The following is an 18,613-nucleotide window of genomic DNA, read 5'->3' as shown; positions in this document are numbered from 1 at the left end:
GGCTCCAAAGGCCGGCGTGCTGCCGTTACACCAGGGCGGACCGCGCGGTGGCGGGACGGCGCCCAGTCTGCCGTGCCCCCGGCGGTGCGGGCGACGGCGCCGGTCACCGGCACACTGGGTCCGTGACCGACGCACGGGACAAGGAGCCCGTCACCCACGACAGCCCTGCGCCGGACCCTGCCCGTCTGGTCATCAGCGACAGCGGCTCGGGCCGGGCCCGGGTGTCGCGGCGCTCCCGGATGACGGGGACCCAGCGACGCGAGCAGCTGCTGGACGTCGGTCGTCGGCTGTTCGCCGACAAGGGCTTCGAGGGCACCAGCGTCGAGGAGATCGCCGCGGCGGCCAAGGTGTCCAAGCCGGTGGTCTACGAGCACTTCGGCGGCAAGGAGGGCCTGTACGCCGTCGTGGTGGACCGCGAGGTGCAGCAGCTGCTGGCCATCATCACGCGCGAGCTGACCGCCGACGCCCACCCCCGCGTGCTGCTGGAGGGTGCGGCCATCGGGCTGCTGGACTACATCGAGGCCAGCACCGACGGCTTCCGGATCCTGGTGCGCGACTCCCCCGTCGCCCAGTCCACGGGCACGTTCTCCAGCCTGCTCGGTGACACGGCCACGCAGGTCGAGCACGTGCTGGTCGACGCGTTCGCGGCCCGCGGCTTCGACCGCAGGAGCGCCCCGATGTACGCCCAGATGCTCGTGGGCATGGTGGCCATGACCGGGCAGTGGTGGCTGGAGCAGCGCCGGCCCAAAAAGGCCGAGGTCGCCGCCCACCTGGTCAACCTGGCCTGGAACGGGCTGTCGGGCCTGGACGCCAAGCCCCGGCTCACGTCGCGCTAGGCCCCCGCACCCGCCAGTAGGGTCGTCCGGCATGGGGGCTGACGCACCACCGGCGCACGGCGAGGACGAGGTCGACCGCATCGTCGCGGCCTGGGCCCGGGTCCGGCCGGACCTGGACGTGGCCCCGCTGGAGGTGCTGTCGCGGGTGACCCGGCTGGCCCACCACCTGGACCGGGCCCGGGCGTCCACGTTCGAGGCCCACGACCTGGAGCGGTGGGAGTTCGACGTGCTGGCCGCGCTGCGCCGGCAGGGCCCGCCGCACGCGCTGACGCCCTCGCAGCTGCTGCCGCAGACCCTTGTCACCAGCGGCACCATGACCAACCGGATCGACCGGCTGGCGGGCCGCGGCCTGGTCGCGCGTCGCGCGGACCCCAGCGACCGACGCCTCGTCGTCGTCGAGCTGACCGAGGCGGGTCGGGGTCTGGTCGACGCGGCCATGGCGGCCCTGCTGGAGCGGGAGGCGTCGTTCCTGGCCGGCATGCCGCGGCGGGACCGGGACCGGCTGGCGGACCTGCTGCGGACGCTGGTCCGGCCCTTCGAGACGCCCCCGGACCTCCCCACCCCGCGCTGAGGCCGTGACGGCCGGGTCGGGGCGCTGGACGCCCGGGGTCCGGAGGCGCAGGATGATCCGGTGCACATCGGGGGAACGGCACGCGTCGCTGCGCTGCTGGTGACCGGCTCGCTGGCCCTGGGGGCCGTGGGGGTCGGTGCCGTCGACGACTTCCTCGCGGTGTCGTTCCGGGACAAGGACCCCCTGGTCGCGTCGGAACGTGCGGGCGTGGACCCGGTGGCGGCCGTTCCCGCGCCCGAGCAGGTGCTGCTGTCGGTGCCCGCGGCCGGGGACCCGCTGGTGGACCTGGCCGTCGCGAACGTCACGGCGTCGCTGGAGGCCGCGGGGGCCACCGTCAGCACCGGCCGCAGCACCGGCAGCAGCACCGACGCCGACGTGCCGGCCGGGGCGGCGAGCCTGACCGCGGAGCTGGTGCCGGGGACGGCGGGCCAGACCTCGGGGCAGCCCGAGGCCTACGAGCTGTCGCGCGACGGCTCGGCCGTGCGGGTCATGGCGGCCGACCGGCGCGGTCTGGCCGCGGGGCTGTTCCAGCTCGCCGACCACGTCGACGGGGGGCAGGGCTGGCAGGACGTGGCCGCGGGCCCCACGACGGTCGAGCCCGCCCTGGGCCGCCGCTTCGTCGACACCGGGGCCGTGGGCATCACGCCCGACCCGGTCGCCTACGCCGCCCAGGACGACTACGTCCACGCCTCGGGGGCGCTGGCCGACGTGGTCCTGGCCCAGGAGCCGTGGCTGGACCCGGTGGCGCTGGCCGAGGTCGACCAGCAGTGGCGCACCTACGTCGACCGGATGGTGGCCTACGGCTACGACGGCGTGGTCGTGCCCGGGTTCCTGGAGTACGTGACCTTCGCCGGCGTCGAGGACGGCGACGCGGTGTACCCGCCCGGCAGCCCCTACCGCGAGCGCGCCCTGGCCATGCGCGAGCAGGTCGGCGCGATGTGGGCCTACGCCGACACCATGGGCATGGACGTCGTCATGGTCACCGACATGCTGGCCCTGACCGAGCCGCTCGAGGCGTACCTGACCACGCTGCCGGGCGGGCTGGACGCGGACTCCGACGCGCTGTGGGACGTGTACCGCGCCGCGGCCGACGAGCTGCTGGCCGAGCTGCCGTTCGTCGACGGGATGATGATCCGGGTCGGCGAGGCGGGGGCGATCTACAACCTCGACGGCTGGGACTACTACTCCGCCCTGGAGGTGACCGAGGACGAGCAGGTCCGCACCATGCTGGCCGCCTTCACCGACGTGGCGGCCGCCCACGACGCCGACGTGTACCTGCGCAGCTGGACCGTCGGCGTGGGCGAGGTCGGCGACCTGCACACGTCCCCGGACACCTACGACCGGGTGCTGGGCGACCTGGGCCCCGCGCAGGGCGTGGACAACCTGGTGGTGTCGACCAAGTTCGTCGCCGGTGACTTCGACTCCTGGCTGCCGCTGAACCCCACGCTGCTGGCGGGCCCGCAGCCGCGCATCGTCGAGATCCAGGCCCGGCGGGAGTTCGAGGGGTTCAGCGCGTTCCCCAACGACACGACCGGTGACCACGCCGCCGCCCTGCAGCAGGTGCGCGCGGCCAACCCCGCCCTGGAGGGGGTGTGGGTGTGGACCCAGGGCGGCGGGCCGCAGCGGGCGGGGCCGATGTCGTTGTACCTGACCACGGGCGAGTGGCAGCTGTACGACCTGCAGGTGTGGACGTCGGCCCGCCTGGCGTGGGACCCCGACGCCGACCTGGCGGCCATGGAGCGGACCTGGTTGCGCCGCACGTACAGCCAGGACCCGCAGACCGTCGCGGGGCTGTCGGAGGTGTTCGCGGCGTCCCGGCAGGCCGTCCTCGCCGGGTTGTACGTCGAGCCCTTCGCCGAGCAGGAGGTGCGGGCCTTCGGCCTGGAGCCGCCACCCATGCTGTGGATCTTCAAGTGGGACCTGGTCGGCGGGGACACCGCCACGTGGTCGGCGCTGTACGAGGCCTCGCGCGGGCGGATCGACGAGGCCGTGGCCGGGGGCGACGACGCGGTCGCCCAGGTCGAGGCCATGCAGGCCACGCTGGCCGGCCTGGACCCGGCCACGTTCACCGACCCGGACCAGCACGAGCAGCTCAGCCGGTCCCTGGCCTACGAGCGGGACCTGTTCCTGACCCTGGGCAGCTACCGCGAGGCGATGCTGCGCGGCTACGAGTGGCTCGACACCGGGGACGAGGCCGCCCGGCAGGCCCACCTGGCCGCGGCCCGGACCTACGCCGAGCGCGTGGCCGCGCACGAGCTGACCTGGACCGGGGACCTGGACCTGCCGCCCTACGAGTTCGCCGCCGCCGACACCGGGCTGGACCGGTTGGCCGGGGAGCCGGCCTCGCGCTGGCTGGCGCGCGGGCTGCTGGGCCTGACGGTCCTGGCGCTGGTGCTGCTGCCGCTGCTGCGCCGGACCGCGTTGCGACCCTGGCGCCTGGACCGGGCGGGCTGGTCCGCGGCCGGACCGCGTGACCGGGCCCTGGCCGTGGCGGTCCCGCTGGTGGTGGTGGCGGGCGCCCACGCCGCGTTCGGGGCGCTGACCTCGCCGCTGTACCTGGGCGTGGCCCTGGCCACCGCGCTGGCCGGTGCCGTCGGTGCGGTCGCGGCGGCCACGGCCGGCAGCCGTCGCGCCCGCCCCGCACCGGGCCTGGCCGTGGTCGCCGGACCGCAGCTGGTCGGCGTGCTGCCGCTGCTGCTGGCCACCGCCTGGCGTGGACCGACCGGGGCCTGGGCCGGGTTTCTGGCTCGACCCCGCCGCGCGCGGCGCCTACGTGGTGGCGGGCGTCGCGGCCCTGGTCTGGGCGCTGGTCGCCCCGGCGCTGAGCGGGGTGACCGGTCCGGGGTCCGCGGGACGGCTGCGGGCGGGGGCGCTGGCGGCCGCGGCGGCCGGCGCGGCCGCGCTCTGGCTGGGGGCGCTGACCGCGACGGTCGGGCTGGAGCGGCTGCTGACGCTGCTCAACGACGAGCTGCAGGTCGTGCCGGGCGGGCTGTCCCGGATCCTCGGGCTGACCGTGCACCTGGGCGTCCCGACGTCGCTGCCCGCGACCCTGCTCGGCGCCGGGGCCGCGTCCCTGCTGCTGTGCGTGCTGCTGCTGCTGCTCGCGGGCCGGGTGGCGGGCGACCGTTCCTCGGACCGGAGGCCGCCCGCGGGGGCGGCCCCGGCCCCGGCGGGGACACCGACCCAGGCCGGGTCGCCGACCCGGGCGGGGGCACCGGCTCAGGCGGGGACGTCGGCTCAGGCGGGGACGTCGGCTCAGGCGCCCTCGGCGGTCTCCGCCAGCTCGAGCCACTCCGCCTCGACCTGATCCTTCTCGGCGAGCACCGCCTGCAGCCGGGCGTCCAGGTCGACCACCCGCGCCGGGTCCGTGGCGTGCGCCGCGAGGTCGGTGTGCAGGCTCCGCTCCTGCTCGTCCAGCCGGGCCAGGCGCCGCTCCAGCCGGGCCAGGTCCTTGCGGGCGGCCCGCAGGTCCGCGGCCGAGGGCGTCGGCCCCGACCCGTTCGAGGCCGCGGCGCCGGCGGGTCCGCCCGCCGCCCCGCCCGTCGTCCCGCCCCGGCCGGTGCTCGCGCTGCTGCCCGACGAGCTGTCCGCCGCACCGCCGGCCTGCAGGGCGCGTCGGCGCTGCAGGTACTCCTCCACCCCGCGCGGCAGGTCCCGCAGCCGGGAGTCGCCGACCAGGCCGACGTGGGTGTCGCAGAGCCGCTCCAGCAGGTAGCGGTCGTGGCTGACCACGACCAGCGTCCCGGCGAAGGAGTCCAGCACGTCCTCCATCGCGGCCAGGGAGTCGGTGTCCAGGTCGTTGGTGGGCTCGTCCAGCAGCAGCAGGTTGGGCTGGTCCAGCAGCAGCCGCAGCAGCTGCAGCCGGCGACGCTCCCCGCCGGACAGGTCCGCGACCAGGGTCCACTGCCGCTGCTTGGGGAAGCCCAGCTGCTCGACCAGCTGCGAGGCGGTCATCTCCTTTCCGCCCACGTCCACGGTGCGGGCGACCTGCTCCACGGCCTCCACGGCCCGCAGGTGCGACACCTCGTCCAGCTCGGCCAGGTCCTGGGTGAGGATGGCGGCACGGACCGTCTTGCCGCGCTTGACCCGCCCGCCGTCGGGCTGCCGCTGGCCGGTCAGCAGCCGCATCAGGGTGGTCTTGCCCGCCCCGTTGGCGCCGACGACGCCCACCCGCTGGCCGGGCGCCAGCCGCCAGGTGACGTCGGTGAGCAGCGGCACGTCGCCGCCGCGCGGGTGGTCGACCCGGACGTCCTCGACGTCCACCACGTCCTTGCCGAGCCGGACCGCGGCCAGCTTCTGCAGCGCCACGGTGTCGCGCGGCGGCGGCTCGTCGGCGATCAGGACCGTGGCCGCCTCGATCCGGAACTTGGGCTTGCTGGTGCGGGCCGGGGCGCCGCGGCGCAGCCAGGCCAGCTCCTTGCGCATCAGGTTCTGCCGGCGCTCCTCGGTGACCTGCGACATCCGCTCGCGCTCGGCGCGGGCCAGCACCCACGCGGCGTACCCGCCCTCGTAGGCGTCGACGGTGCCGTCGTGGACCTCCCAGGTGCGGGTGCACACCTCGTCGAGGAACCAGCGGTCGTGGGTGACCACGACCAGGCCGCCCCGGCCGGACGCGGCCCGGGCCAGCAGGTGCTGCGCCAGCCAGGCGACGCCGTCGACGTCCAGGTGGTTGGTGGGCTCGTCCAGCAGCAGCAGGTCCGGGTCCTCGACCAGGACGGCGGCCAGCGCCACCCGCCGCAGCTGCCCGCCCGACAGCTCGTCGGTGCGGGCGTCCATCCCGCCGACCCCGGCCGCGTCGGTGCCGCCGAGAAGACCGGCCACCACGTCGCGGACCCGGGCGTCGCCGGCCCAGGTGTGCGCGTCGGCCGCGCGCTCGCCCAGCACGACGTCGGCCACGGTGTCGCCCGTCGGGCGGTCGCGCTGGTCGAGCATGCCGAGCCGGACGCCGCCGCGTACCGCCACCCGCCCCGCGTGGGTGTCCCCCGTGCCGGCCAGCACCCGCAGCAGGGTCGACTTGCCGTCGCCGTTGCGGCCCACCACCCCGATGCGGTCGCCGTCGTCGACCCCGAGCGACACGTCATCCAGCAGCACCCGGTCGGGCAGCGCGACGTGCACGCCGGTGCAGTTGACGAGGTTGGGCACAGCTGGGCTCCGTGGGGTCGGTCGGCCCCGGCTCGACGCCGGGCTCTCAGGGCTCCAGGGTCTCAGGCGCCGGGGTCAGGGAGCGACGCCGCGCACCCCGGGGTCCACGATCCGGCAGCCGTGCACCGGGCCGGACGCGCGCAGCACGCGGGAGACGCCGGGTGCGTCGGCCAGCGCCACGGCCAGCTCGGCCGCGTGCTGGTCGTCCTCGGCGAGCACGGCCACCGTCGGCCCCGACCCCGACACCAGCACCCCGGCCGGCTCGTGGTCCCGGACGTGCTCCAGCAGCTGGTCCAGCTCGGGCAGCAGCGACACCGCGGCGTGCTGCAGGTCGTTGTGCAGCGCGGCCCCCAGCGCGTTGGCCTCGCCGGAGCGCAGCGCCTGCATCAGGGGCTCCGACACCCGCGGCTCGACCAGCAGGCGGCCTGCGCGCAGCCGGTCCAGCTCGCGGTAGACCGCCGGCGTGGACAGGCTCGAGCGGGACACCAGCAGCACCCAGTGCCACGACCCCCGGCCCAGCGCCGGGGTCAGCCGGTCACCCCGGCCCAGGCCCACGGCCGTGCCTCCGAGGAGCGAGAACGGCACGTCGGAGCCCAGCCCGGCGGCCAGGTCGGTCAGCTGGGCCCGGTCGAGGTCCAGGCCCCACAGCGTGTCGCAGGCCAGCAGCGCGGCCGCGGCGTCGGCTGAGCCGCCCGCCATGCCCCCGGCCACCGGGATCTGCTTGCGGATCGACAGGTGCACCCCCAGCCGGGGGGCGGTCTCCGGGCCGGCCGCGGCCACGAGCGCACGGGCCGCGCGCACCGCGAGGTTGCTGCTGTCGCACGGCACCATGGCCGCGTCGACGCCGCTGACCTCGCAGGTGAACGTGCCGCCGGGTGCGGGCACGGCCGTCACCTCGTCGTGCAGACCCACGGCCTGGAACACGGTGGCGAGGGGGTGGAAGCCGTCGGCCGCGGGCTCCCCCACGGACAGCTGCAGGTTGATCTTGGCGGGAGCCCGCACGGTGACGCTCGTCCGGGTACCCATGGCCTCCGAGGCTAGGGCCTACTGCTCGGTAGCGCGCCCCGGTGCGACCCCGGCCCTGGTCAGCGCCTCGGCGACGGCCGCGAACTCGGCCACGCCGAGACGCTCCGCGCGGGTCGACGGGTCGACCCCGGCGGCCTCGAGCGCCTGCTGCGCGAGGGCGGCGGACCCCGCCCGTGGGGCCAGGCTCTGCCGCAGCGTCTTGCGCCGCTGGCCGAACGCCGCGTCGACCGTGGCGAACACCGCGGCCCGCGCGTCGGTCGCCACGGGCGGGTCGTGCCGGGTGAAGCCGACCAGCCCGGAATCCACCCGGGGCACGGGCCAGAACACGCTGGGGGCCACCGACCCGACCCGGCGGGCCGCGGCGTACCAGGCCAGCTTGACCGACGGCACGCCGTAGACCCGCCCGCCCGGGCCGGCGCAGAGCCGGTCGGCGACCTCGGACTGCACCATGACCACGCCGTCGACCACCGTCGGCACGTCCTCCAGCACCTCCAGCAGCAGCGGCACCGCGACGTTGTAGGGCAGGTTGGCCACGAACCTCGTCGGGGCCAGGGGCAGGTCGAGCCCGGCCACCCGGGTGGCGTCGCCCCGCACCACGTGCAGCCGGTCGACCGCGTCGGGCAGGTGCGCCTCGACCGTGCCCGGCAGGGCCGCGGCCAGGCGGTCGTCCAGCTCGACGGCGACCACGTGGGCGCCGGCCGACAGCAGCGGGACGGTCAGCGAGCCCAGGCCGGGCCCCACCTCGAGCACCACGTCCCCGGGCTGCACCCCGGCCAGGCGCACGATCCGCGACACCGTGCCGACGTCGATGACGAAGTTCTGGCCCTTGCTCTTGGTCGGGTTGATGCCGTGCCGCGCCGCGAGGGCACGCACGGCCGCGGCCCCGAGCCCCACGAGGGGGTCGGGGCCGCGGCTGCCGGTCGCCGGAGGACCGGTGCCGGTACTCAGCTGTAGAGCCGGGGCCCGCAGTGGGGCCACTGGCCGACGCCGGCGGCGTCGTACAGGGCCTTGGCGCGGGAGGTCTGCTCCGACGGCGAGGCGTCGCTGGCGTTGCCGGAGCCGCCCATGGCCTGCCAAGTGGAGGTGCTGAACTGGTAGAGCCCGTGGTAGAGCCCGTTGCTGCTGACGATCGTGGGGTTGCCGCCGGACTCGCACTGGGCCAGCGCGGCCCAGTTGAGCGAGTCGGTGCTGCCCGAGCTGGCCGGGGCCGGGCTGGACGACCCGCCACCCGACGAGCCGGAGGACCCGGACGACCCGGAGGAGCTGCGCGCCTCGGGCTCGGGCTCGGGCTCCGGCTCGGGGGCCGGGCGCTCCTTGGTGCCCTCGGCGACGACCCGGTCGACCGGCTCGGTGGTGACCTCGCGGCCGGTCTCCTCGCGGGACTCCTCCTTGCCGTCGACGAGCACGACCCGGTAGGTGACGCTCAGCTCGCCGTCGCTGCCCGACTCGCGGACCTCGTCCTCGTCCTCGAACAGGTCGTCGTCGGAGACCGTGCGGGTCTCGTGCTCGACGACCTCGGTCTCGACGACCTCGTCGGTCGTGACGCGCTGGACGGTGACGGTCTGCCCCGCGGTCACGACGGTCTCCGGAGCCGGCTCGAGCCGGTCCTCGGCACCGACGGTGAGCCCGAGCTCGTCGAGCAGGTCGGCGACGGTCGGGGCCGGGGAGGTGACCTCCTGGGTCTCGCCGTCGGCGACGACCGTGACGTCCTTGGGTACGCTCATCGTCAGCGACAGCCCGCTGCGGCCGATGCTGGCCGAGCGCGAGGCGGACAGCCAGGCGTCCTCGTGACGCAGGCCGGCGGCGGCGAGGGCGTCGTCGACCGTGAGCTCGGTGGTCCAGAAGGTGCGCTCGTCGCCGGCCGGGTCGGCCACGGTGAGCTGGCGGGCGTAGCGGACGGTGACCTTCTCGCCGTCGGCCACGGTCTCGCCGAGGGCGGGCGACACCAGGTCGCGGTCGCCGACCTCGATCGCGGCGGCGGCGAGGACGTCGTCCACCTCGCTGCCGAGGATGCGGACCTGCTCGGCCTGACCGTCGACCTCGAGGGTGACGGTGCGGTCCAGGACGGTCCAACCGGCGACGCCGGCGACCAGGAGGGTGAGGACCGCGGCCTGCGCTGCGGCGACGAGGCGGGTGGGACGCGCCACGGCGCGGACCACAGGAGTGAGGGAGAGCGTCAAGAAGAGACCACCTGCTAGAGCTGTCCGGGTACCGACAGTGCGGAGGGGAGGGGAGATCACGGGGTCCCGCACGCGGTGGGACGTCGTCGGATCCCGGCTACCAGTCGGTGACCGTAACCGATCCGTGACCTTCCAGGGAACTCCCAGGGGGCCGCAGTGAGATGTCCCACACCCGATGGCCCAGCGTGACCGATCGATCACCCTTGGTCATACGCCGTGCTCAGCCGTTGTCGTAGCGGCCCTGCGCAGGTGACGCAGGGCCGTGACCGGGCTGCGCAACCGGCCCAGTTCCCCTGCTGCGCGGGCGTCGGCGCCGTCGGCCCGGCGTCGGCGCGCCCTCACCAGGCCCCGTAGACGGTCTCGGTGTTCGCGGTCAGCACCGCAGCCAGCTCGTCGACGTCCTCCCCGCGCAGCCCGGCCATGGCGCGCACCGTGTGCGGCAGCAGGTACGAGGCGTTGGGCCGGCCCCGGAACGGGTGCGGGGTCAGGAACGGGGCGTCGGTCTCGACCAGCAGCAGCTCGCGCGGCAGCAGGGCGCAGGCCTCGCGAAGGTCCTGGGCGTTGCGGAAGGTGAGCACCCCGGCGAACGAGCAGTACCAGCCGTTGTCCGCGGCCACCCGGGCCAGCTCGACCCCGCCGGAGAAGCAGTGGAAGACGGTCCGCTCGGGCGCGCCCTCCTCGCGCAGCACCCGCACCACGTCGTCGTGGGCGTCGCGGTCGTGGATCTGCAGCGCCAGCCCGGTCCGCCTGGCCAGGTCGACGTGGCGGCGGAACGACTCCTCCTGCGCGGCCCGACCCTCGGGCGGGGTGCGGAAGTGGTCGAGCCCGGTCTCGCCCACGACCCGCATCCGGGGGTGGTCGAGCAGCTGCTCGACCTCGACCAGGGCCGCGTCCAGGTCGGCCGGGTCCAGCCGGGCGGCCTCGTTGGGGTGGATGGCGACCCCGCCCAGCAGCGGCAGGACGCCGTCGACCCCGGGCTGCTGCGCGTCCAGCAGCTCGCGGGTCCAGCGGGCCGCGGGCAGGTCGCACCCGATCTGCACCGCCCGTGGCACCCCGGCGGCCGCGGCGAGCGCCAGCAGGTCGTCGACGGTCCGGTCCTCGGCGTCGGCGATGTCCAGGTGGGTGTGGTTGTCCGGGACCGCGACGGCCAGCGGCTCCGGCGGGGGCGGGGCGCTGCGGTCGCGGCTGCGCCCGTCGGCCTCGGTGGTGGTCGACCGGGACCGGATCGGGCGCAGGCTCACCCGCTCGACCCTAGGGGTGGCGGGGCGGCTGGCGGCCAGCACGGAGGAGAACTCGTCCGGCAGCCTGCCCCGGGTCGCCCGGGACCCGAGTTCTCCTCCCGGGTGGCCGCCGACCGAGCCGCGACCACCCGAGCCGCGACCACCCGGGCACTGACCACCCGGGCACAAGACTCGCCCTCAACGGGCTCCGAGGCGGGCCCCACGGGAGTGTCTTGTGCCGCTGTGGCTCCGCGACCCTCGCTCAGGCCTCGGGCGACTCCCCGCGCAGGCGCGCCAGCTCGGTCTCGACCACCGAGTCGTCGAGCTTGGTGAAGATCGGCGTGGGCACCGCGACGGGGGTGCCCGGCTCGACCGGGACCCGGTGCCAGGTGCCCCGCATGGCCGAGTACTCGCCCGTCAGCACCGGGTAGGGCGTCCCGCCGTCCAGGTCGTCGACCTCGCGGATCTCGGGCATGGGGGCGAACACCCCGGTCCGGCCGAAGGTCTCGTGCACCGCCTGGGCGCTGTGCGGCAGGAACGGCGCCAGCAGCGTGTTGCAGTCGCTGATGCACTGCGCGGCCACGTGCAGGATCGTCGCCATCCGCGCCGGGTCGGTCTTCTTGAGCCGGAACGGCTCGGTCTCGCTGATGTAGGCGTTGACGTCGCCGACGGTCCGCATCGCCTCGGCCAGGGCCTGCTTCTGCCGGTGGGTGCGCAGCAGCTCGCCCACGGTGTCGAACGAGCCGAGCACCCGGTCCAGCAGCGTGGTGTCGACCGGCTGCAGCTCGCCCGCGGCGGGGATCTCGCCCAGGTTCTTGGCGATCATGCCGGCGGTCCGGTTGACCAGGTTGCCCCAGCCCGCGACCAGCTCGGTGTTGGTGCGGCGGACGAACTCCGCCCAGGTGAAGTCGGAGTCCGCGGTCTCCGGCCCGGCCGCGCTGATGAAGTACCGCAGCGCGTCCGGCTGGTAGCGCTCGAGCACGTCGCGGACGTAGATGACGACGCCGCGGGAAGAGCTGAACTGCTTGCCCTCCATGGTCAGGAACTCGCTGGAGACCACCTCGGTGGGCAGCTGCAGGTCGCCGAACGGGCCCTGCTCGCCGCCGCGCGAGCCCTTGCCGTCGTGCGCCAGCAGCTCGGCCGGCCAGATCTGGGAGTGGAAGGTGATGTTGTCCTTGCCCATGAAGTAGTACGACAGCGCGTCGGAGTCGTTCCACCAGTCGCGCCAGCGCTCGGGCTCGCCCAGGCGCCGGGCCCACTCGACCGACGCCGACAGGTAGCCCACGACGGCGTCGAACCAGACGTAGATCCGCTTGGCCGGGTTGTCCTCCCAGCCCTCCAGCGGGACCCGGATGCCCCAGTCCAGGTCCCGGGTGATGGCGCGGGGGCGGACGTCGGCCAGCAGGTTGCGGCTGAACGCCAGCACGTTGGGTCGCCAGGCGCCCTTCTCCTCGACCCCGGCCAGCCACTCCCCCAGCGCGTCGGCCAGCGCCGGCAGGTCGAGGAACAGGTGCTCGGTCTCCACGAAGGTCGGGGTCTCGCCGTCGATCTTGCTGCGGGGCTCGATCAGGTCGACCGGGTCCAGCTGGTTGCCGCAGTTGTCGCACTGGTCGCCACGGGCGGAGGTGTAGCCGCAGATCGGGCAGGTGCCCTCGATGTAGCGGTCGGGCAGGGTGCGCCCGGTGCTGGGGCTGATGGCGCCGAGCTGGGTCCTGGCGACGACGTAGCCGTTGGCGTGGACGGCCGTGAACAGGGTCTGCACGACCTGGTGGTGGTTGCGCGTGGAGGTGCGCGTGAACAGGTCGTAGGACAGCCCGAGCGCCTGCAGGTCCTCGACGATGACGCGGTTGTACCGGTCGGCCAGCTGCTGGGGGGTGACGCCCTCCTTGTCGGCCTGGACCAGGATCGGGGTGCCGTGCTCGTCGGTGCCGGACACCATGAGCACGTCGTGCCCGGCCATCCGCATGTAGCGGCTGAACACGTCGGAGGGGACGCCGAAGCCGGCGACGTGGCCGATGTGTCGGGGGCCGTTGGCGTAGGGCCAGGCCACCGCGGAGAGCACGTGGGTCATGCGCCCAGCCTAGGGTTCACGCGTGCAGGCGCTGGTCGACCATCCCGTCGTGGTGCCGGTGGTGGCGTTCCTGCGCGACCACGCGGTCGTCGTCCCGGCGTTGCTGGTGCTGGCGGTGGCGTCGGTGGTGCTGGCCGGGCCGGTCGCCCGCCGGCTCGGTTCAGGCCGTCCCGCGGCCGCCCTGCTGCTGCTCGCGTGCTCCGCCCCGTTCGCCATGACCCTGCCCCCCAGCAGCGTCGAGGTCGCCCCGGACGCCGTCGCCGGCTGCGTGACCACGCTGCGCCGGCTGGGCGAGTGGGGCCGGGGCGGGGAGGAGCTGGCCAACGTGCTGCTCACGCTGCCGGCGGGGCTGCTGCTGGTGGCCCTGCTGCCACGGGCCGCCGTGGCGCCGGGGCTGGCGCTGGCCGCCTGCTTCCCGCTGCTGGTCGAGGGGGTGCAGTACGCCGTGCCCGCCCTGGGCCGTTCCTGCGAGGTGACCGACGTCGTGCTGAACCTGCTCGGGATCGCCGTGGGCGCGCTCCTGGGCCTGGCCGCCCGCCCGGTCGTGGCCGCGGCGCGGCGGCGGCGCGGGCTCAGGCGTGGTCGGCCAGCACCCGGTCCCCACCCGAGCGCTTCGCCCGGTACATCAGCTCGTCCGTGAGGTCGATCTGGCGCAGCAGCCAGGCGGTGCGCTCCTCCGGCTGCGCCGGCGGGCGGCGGCGGATGGCGCCCACGCTGGCCGACGTCCGCTCCCCCGGCGCCGACGGCACGGACGCGGCGAACCGGACGGCCTCGGCCAGCTCCTCCAGGGGACGGTCCGAGGCGGGGGCCAGGACCAGGAACTCCTCGCCGCCGAGCCGGGCCACCAGCGTCCCGGCGGGACCCCGACGCTCGGCCAGGTCGTGCAGCGAGGCCCCGATGGCCCGCAGCGCCTCGTCCCCGACGGCGTGCCCGTGGGTGTCGTTGAGCTCCTTGAAGCGGTCCAGGTCGAGGGTGACCACGTCCACCTCGTTCGCGTCGTCCAGCATCGCTGCGGCCGCCTCGAACAGGCCGCGCCGGTTGAGCGCCCCGGTCAGCGGGTCGGTCCGGGCGAGCCGGTGCTCGCGGGCGTGGGCGGCGTCCAGCTGGGAGCGCAGCCGCAGCACCGCCCACGGCGGCGCGGCGATCCCGGCCAGCACGGCCACCGACGTGACCGCCACCTGCACCGTGTCCTGCGCCGCCCACCAGACGCAGACCAGGCCGGAGGCCCCGGCGACGGCGACCATCCACCAGGTCGCGCGGGCCGTGAACATCATGGCGGCGATGGCGCACAGCACCCCCAGGAACAAGGGCACGAGCAGGGCCATCTCGCGCGCGGGGCCGGCCATCGCCCCCAGTGCCCCGGCCACCGCGAACAGCGGCAGGCAGACCGGCAGCACGCGGCGGACCCGCGATCCGGACAGCAGCAGCAGCAGGGCGCCGGCGCTGTAGACGACGACCAGGGCCCAGGCCAGGGCCAGGCCGCTGCCGGGGCGGTGCTGCCCGGGCAGGGTCCAGACGCAGACGGTGGGCCACAGGATCAGGACGAGCACCCGGACCGTGCGCATCACCGGGTCGGCGGGCCCTTGCCACCACCGCCGCGAGGTCGGAGCCGAGCTCGTCGAGCGCACGAGCCAGGGTCTCACCCGCGGGCACACCGCGTCACCTGGTTGGCACACACCGCACACGAACAGCGGTGTCGGGCCGTGCGGGCATCCGGTCGGGGCGGCGAGGAGTCAGCCCGTGAGCAGCGGCAGACCCTTGCGGATCCGGCGCACCGCCTGCCCGATCCGGTGCTCGTTCTCGATCAGGGCGAAGCGCACGAACCCGTCCCCGTCGGGACCGAAGCCGACCCCGGGCGAGGTCGCGACGTCGCAGTCGTTGACCAGTCGCGTGGCGAACGCGATGCTGCCCTCGGCCCGGTAGGGCTCCGGGACCGGCGCCCAGACGAACATCGACCCGCGCGGGCGCGGCACCGACCAGCCGATGCGCTGCAGCCCGTCGACCAGGGCGTCGCGGCGGCCGCGGTAGACCTCGCTGACCTGGTCGGGGTAGTCGGCGGCCTCGTTCATCGTCACGGTCGCGGCGATCTGGATCGGCTGGAACGTGCCGTAGTCCAGGTAGCTCTTGAGCTTGGCCAGCGCGGCCACGACGTCGGCCCGGCCGAGCAGGAACGCCACCCGCCAGCCGGCCATGGAGAACGACTTGGTCATCGAGTACAGCTCGACCGCGACGTCGGTGCCGCCCTCGCACTGCAGGATCGACGGCGGACGCCAACCGTCGAACGCCACGTCGGCGTAGGCGAAGTCGTGGACCAGGACCACGTCCTTGTCGCGCGCCCAGTCGACCAGCCGTTGCAGGTCCGCCAGCTCGACCGTGGCCCCGGTCGGGTTGTGCGGGAACGACAGCACCACCACGCGCGGGCGCGGCCAGCCGTACTCCCACTGGGCCATGACGTTGTCCACGTACTGCTGCCCCGCGGTGGCCAGGTCCGAGCCCATCGACACCTGCCGGACGTCGGCGCCGGCCAGGTACGGGCCCCAGATGTGGATCGGGTAGCTGGGCTGGGGCACGATCGCGGCGTCACCGGCCTGCAGCAGCACCCACATCAGGTGGCTGAAGCCCTCCTTGGCGCCGATGGTGCTGATCACCTGCGTGTCGGGGTCGAGGTCGACGCCGAACCGGTCGGCGTAGCGGGCCACCACCGCCTGACGCAGCTTGGGCAGCCCGCGCGAGGAGGAGTAGCGGTGGTTGCGGGCGTTGCGGGCCGCCTCGGCCAACTTGTCGACCGCGACGTCGGGGCTGGGGATGTCGGGGTTGCCGAAGCCCAGGTCGACGATGTCGCGCCCGTCCCGCCGGGCCTGCTGCTTGAGCCCGTCGATGATCGTGAAGACGTACGGGGGCAGACCGGGGATGCGCCGGAACTCCATCCCCCCAGCGTAGGCGGGCCGCGTCAGGGACGGCGGGCGGCGATCACCGCGTCGTACAGCGCGTTCTTGCGCACGCCGTGCGCCGCGGCGACCTCGGCGACGGCCTCCTTGGTGCGCAGGCCGGCCTGCTCCCGCTCGGCCACGACCGCGACCAGGTCCTCCGGCGTGCGGGCGGGACCGGGGTGGGCGCCCTCCAGCACGACGGTGATCTCGCCCAGGACCGTGGCGTCCCGGGCCCAGGCGGCCAGCTCGGCCAGGGTGCCGCGGCGGACCTCCTCGTAGGTCTTGGTCAGCTCCCGGCAGACCGCCACCCGACGGTCCGGGCCCAGCACCTGCGCCGCGTGGGTGAGCATCTCGGCCAGGCGGTGCGGGGCCTCGAACAGCACGGTGGTGCGGGGCTCGGTGCGCAGCGCCTCCAGTGCCCGGCCGCGCTCGCCCTGCTTGCGCGGCAGGAACCCGTCGAAGGCGAAGCGGTCGGTCGGCAGGCCGCTGACGGCCAGCGCGGCCAGGACGGCGGACGGACCGGGGACGACGCTGACCGGCAGGCCCGCCTCGGCCGCCGCGGCCACCAGGCGGAACCCCGGGTCGGAGACCGTGGGCATGCCCGCGTCGGTGACCACCAGCACGCTGCGTCCGGCCCGGACCACGTCGAGCAGCTCGGCCGCACCGCCCGTCTCGTTGTGCTCGTGGTGGGCGACCACGCGGCCGCTGACCTCGATGCCCAGGGTGCGGGTCAGCCGGCGCAGCCGCCGGGTGTCCTCGGCCGCCACCACGTCCGCGGTGGCCAGCCAGTGCCGCAGCCGCGGGCTGGCGTCGTCCGGGTCACCGATGGGGGTGGCCGCGACGACCACCACCCCGGGCTCGGCGGCGGGTCCGGGTGCGGCCACGGCGGTGGGTCGGTCGTCTGGCACGTGCCGACCGTATGCCCCCCGTAGCATCGGCGCGTGGCCACCGTGACCTCGACCGCCGTCCTCGAGCGACGCCGGTTCGGCCGCGGCGGGCCCGTCTCGGGCTCCGGCGGCAGCGCCGTGCGGGCCACCCGGGAGACGCTGCGCGAACGGCTCGGCCTGCCCCACCCCGACCCGGCGTGGTGGGCCTGGGCGGTGGCCGGGGTGATGGGGCTGCTGGCGGGCGTGCTGCGCTTCGTCAACCTGGGCCGGCCCGACAGCCTCGCCTTCGACGAGACCTACTACGTCAAGCAGGCCTACTCCTACCTGCTGGTCGGCCACGAGCTGTCGGTCACGGAGTCACCCACCCCGATCCCCGAGGGCGAGGACGACACCTACGCCAACGACCTGTTCAACTCCGGGACGCTGGACGTGTTCGACCGGACGCCGGACTTCGTCGTCCACCCCCCGCTGGGCAAGTGGATGATCGCCGCGGGGATGCAGATCGACCCCGACGACACGTTCTTCTGGCGGTTCTCCGCCGCGGTGGTCGGCACGCTGTCGGTGGTCCTGATCGTGCTCGTCGCCCGGCGGCTGCTGGGCTCGACCCTGCTGGGCGGGGTGGCCGGGCTGCTGCTGGCCGTCGACGGGCACCACATCGTCCACTCCCGGACGAGCCTGCTCGACATCTTCCTGTCGTTCTGGATCCTGGTCGCCTTCGCGTTCCTGCTGGCCGACCGGTTCCAGGCCCGCGAACGCCTGGCCGAACGCGTCGCGCAGGGGTTGTCCGCGGGGACGCTGTCGCCGTACGGGCCGTGGCTGGGCTGGCGCCCGTTCCGACTGCTGGCCGGGGTGTCGCTGGGAGCGGCGTGCGCGACCAAGTGGTCGGGGCTGTACGTCCTGGCCGCACTGGGCCTGCTGACGGTGCTGTGGGACCTGGACGCCCGCCGCCGGGCCGGGGTGCGGCGGTGGTTCGTCGGCGGCCTGGTCCGTGACTCGTGGGTCGCGTTCCTGGCCATGGTGCCGGTGGCGTTCGTGGTCTACCTGGCCTCGTGGTTCGGCTGGTTCCGCGCCCCGGACTCCTACAACCGGACCTGGGCCGCGGAGAACCCGGAGCAGGCCGTGTCGTGGCTGCCGGACTCGCTGGCCGGTCTGTGGCAGTACCACGTGAGCGCCTACGACTTCCACACCGGCATCAACACCGTCGACAACGAGCACCCGTACATGTCCAACCCGTGGTCGTGGCTGGTGATGGGCCGGCCGACGTCGTTCTTCTACCAGGGCCAGGCCGACGGCGTGACGGGCTGCGGCGCCGACGCGTGCACCCGGGCCGTCACCTCGCTGGGCAACCCGGTCGTGTGGTGGGGCGGCGCGCTGGCCGTGGTCGTGGTGGCGCTGGCGTGGGTGCTGCGCCAGGACTGGCGGGCCGGCGCGATCCTGGTGCCGTTCGCCGCGTCCTACCTGCCCTGGTTCATGTACCAGGAGCGGACCATCTTCACGTTCTACGCCATCGCGTTCACGCCGTTCCTGGTGCTGGCCCTGACCTACGCCCTGGGGCTGGTCCTGGGTCCGGCCACGGCCTCGGCCGACCGCCGGCTGTGGGGTGCGGTCGGCGCCGGCGCGGTGGTCGTGGCCGCCGTGGGCTGCCTGCTGTTCTTCTACCCGGTGTGGACCGCCGAGCTGATCACCACCGACGAGTGGCGGCTGCGGATGTGGTGGCCCAGCTGGGTGTGACGACCCCGGTCACATGACG

General features: G+C 74.9%; 15 protein-coding genes. 5 read left to right on the top strand and 10 right to left on the bottom strand.

From position 1 onward, the window contains the following. The first annotated feature begins 122 nt into the window (after positions 1-122). Both SJY06_RS06315 and SJY06_RS06310 read left to right on the top strand, forming a co-directional pair. Positions 123-836 carry a TetR family transcriptional regulator gene (locus tag SJY06_RS06315; RefSeq protein ID WP_380165735.1) on the top strand — a complete coding sequence of 238 codons (714 nt, stop codon included), beginning with the start codon at positions 123-125 and terminating at the stop codon, positions 834-836. Between the two features lie 31 nt (positions 837-867). Next, a complete protein-coding gene (locus SJY06_RS06310; RefSeq protein WP_380165733.1) occupies positions 868-1,407 on the top strand; it encodes a MarR family winged helix-turn-helix transcriptional regulator in 540 nt (179 codons plus the stop codon). 2,288 nt (positions 1,408-3,695) lie between these two features. Here the strand turns inward: SJY06_RS06310 and SJY06_RS06305 are convergent. Beyond that, positions 3,696-4,112 (bottom strand): hypothetical protein, encoded by a 417-nt coding sequence (locus tag SJY06_RS06305; RefSeq protein ID WP_380165731.1) that lies wholly within the window; start codon positions 4,110-4,112, stop codon positions 3,696-3,698. Between the two features lie 8 nt (positions 4,113-4,120). On the opposite strand from SJY06_RS06305, the gene SJY06_RS06300 reads away from it, so the two are divergent. Further along, the gene (locus SJY06_RS06300) at positions 4,121-4,714 is read left to right on the top strand and encodes a hypothetical protein (protein WP_380165729.1); all 594 of its coding nucleotides are present in this window, start codon (positions 4,121-4,123) and stop codon (positions 4,712-4,714) included. On the opposite strand, the gene SJY06_RS06295 is transcribed toward SJY06_RS06300, so the two are convergent. From SJY06_RS06295 to metG, 6 genes are all read right to left on the bottom strand, one after another. After that, entirely contained in the window at positions 4,663-6,549 is a 1,887-nt protein-coding gene (locus SJY06_RS06295) for an ABC-F family ATP-binding cassette domain-containing protein (RefSeq protein WP_380165727.1), read from the bottom strand. The genes SJY06_RS06300 and SJY06_RS06295 overlap by 52 nt on opposite strands. Positions 6,550-6,624: 75 nt before the next feature. Continuing rightward, positions 6,625-7,575 carry a 4-(cytidine 5'-diphospho)-2-C-methyl-D-erythritol kinase gene (locus tag SJY06_RS06290; protein WP_380165725.1) on the bottom strand — a complete coding sequence of 317 codons (951 nt, stop codon included), beginning with the start codon at positions 7,573-7,575 and terminating at the stop codon, positions 6,625-6,627. Positions 7,576-7,593: 18 nt separating this feature from the next. Further along, positions 7,594-8,469: a 16S rRNA (adenine(1518)-N(6)/adenine(1519)-N(6))-dimethyltransferase RsmA gene (gene rsmA / locus SJY06_RS06285; protein WP_380165723.1), complete on the bottom strand. Its 876-nt coding sequence runs from the start codon at positions 8,467-8,469 to the stop codon at positions 7,594-7,596. A gap of 50 nt (positions 8,470-8,519) precedes the next feature. Beyond that, a complete protein-coding gene (locus SJY06_RS06280) occupies positions 8,520-9,755 on the bottom strand; it encodes a ubiquitin-like domain-containing protein (protein ID WP_380165721.1) in 1,236 nt (411 codons plus the stop codon). A gap of 338 nt (positions 9,756-10,093) precedes the next feature. Beyond that, complete coding sequence (locus tag SJY06_RS06275; protein WP_380165719.1) at positions 10,094-10,996, bottom strand: TatD family hydrolase; 903 nt, start codon at positions 10,994-10,996, stop codon at positions 10,094-10,096. 241 nt (positions 10,997-11,237) lie between these two features. Then, on the bottom strand, positions 11,238-13,046 hold the full coding sequence (gene metG, locus SJY06_RS06270; RefSeq protein WP_380165717.1) for a methionine--tRNA ligase: 1,809 nt from the start codon (positions 13,044-13,046) through the stop codon (positions 11,238-11,240). A 22-nt stretch (positions 13,047-13,068) separates the two neighbouring features. On the opposite strand from metG, the gene SJY06_RS06265 reads away from it, so the two are divergent. Then, positions 13,069-13,686, top strand: a complete 618-nt coding sequence (locus tag SJY06_RS06265; RefSeq protein WP_380165715.1) for a VanZ family protein — start codon at positions 13,069-13,071, stop codon at positions 13,684-13,686. Here SJY06_RS06265 and SJY06_RS06260 read toward each other — a convergent pair. The 3 genes from SJY06_RS06260 to rsmI form a co-directional block, all read right to left on the bottom strand. After that, the gene (locus SJY06_RS06260) at positions 13,619-14,674 is read right to left on the bottom strand and encodes a diguanylate cyclase domain-containing protein (protein ID WP_380165713.1); all 1,056 of its coding nucleotides are present in this window, start codon (positions 14,672-14,674) and stop codon (positions 13,619-13,621) included. The two genes, SJY06_RS06265 and SJY06_RS06260, sit on opposite strands and share 68 nt — an antisense overlap. A gap of 105 nt (positions 14,675-14,779) precedes the next feature. After that, positions 14,780-15,973: an aminotransferase class I/II-fold pyridoxal phosphate-dependent enzyme gene (locus SJY06_RS06255; RefSeq protein ID WP_380165711.1), complete on the bottom strand. Its 1,194-nt coding sequence runs from the start codon at positions 15,971-15,973 to the stop codon at positions 14,780-14,782. A 23-nt stretch (positions 15,974-15,996) separates the two neighbouring features. After that, the gene (gene rsmI / locus SJY06_RS06250) at positions 15,997-16,884 is read right to left on the bottom strand and encodes a 16S rRNA (cytidine(1402)-2'-O)-methyltransferase (protein ID WP_380165709.1); all 888 of its coding nucleotides are present in this window, start codon (positions 16,882-16,884) and stop codon (positions 15,997-15,999) included. 33 nt (positions 16,885-16,917) lie between these two features. Here rsmI and SJY06_RS06245 point away from each other — a divergent pair, with 33 nt between their 5' ends. After that, on the top strand, positions 16,918-18,594 hold the full coding sequence (locus SJY06_RS06245; RefSeq protein WP_380165707.1) for a dolichyl-phosphate-mannose--protein mannosyltransferase: 1,677 nt from the start codon (positions 16,918-16,920) through the stop codon (positions 18,592-18,594). The last annotated feature ends 19 nt before the right edge of the window (positions 18,595-18,613 follow it).

The sequence above is a fragment of the Jannaschia sp. R86511 genome (assembly GCF_042466345.1).
GTDB lineage: Bacteria > Actinomycetota > Actinomycetes > Actinomycetales > JBBAYJ01 > Aquipuribacter.
Note: the sequence above shows the minus strand (reverse complement) of the source record. Positions and strands in the feature narration are given on the sequence as shown.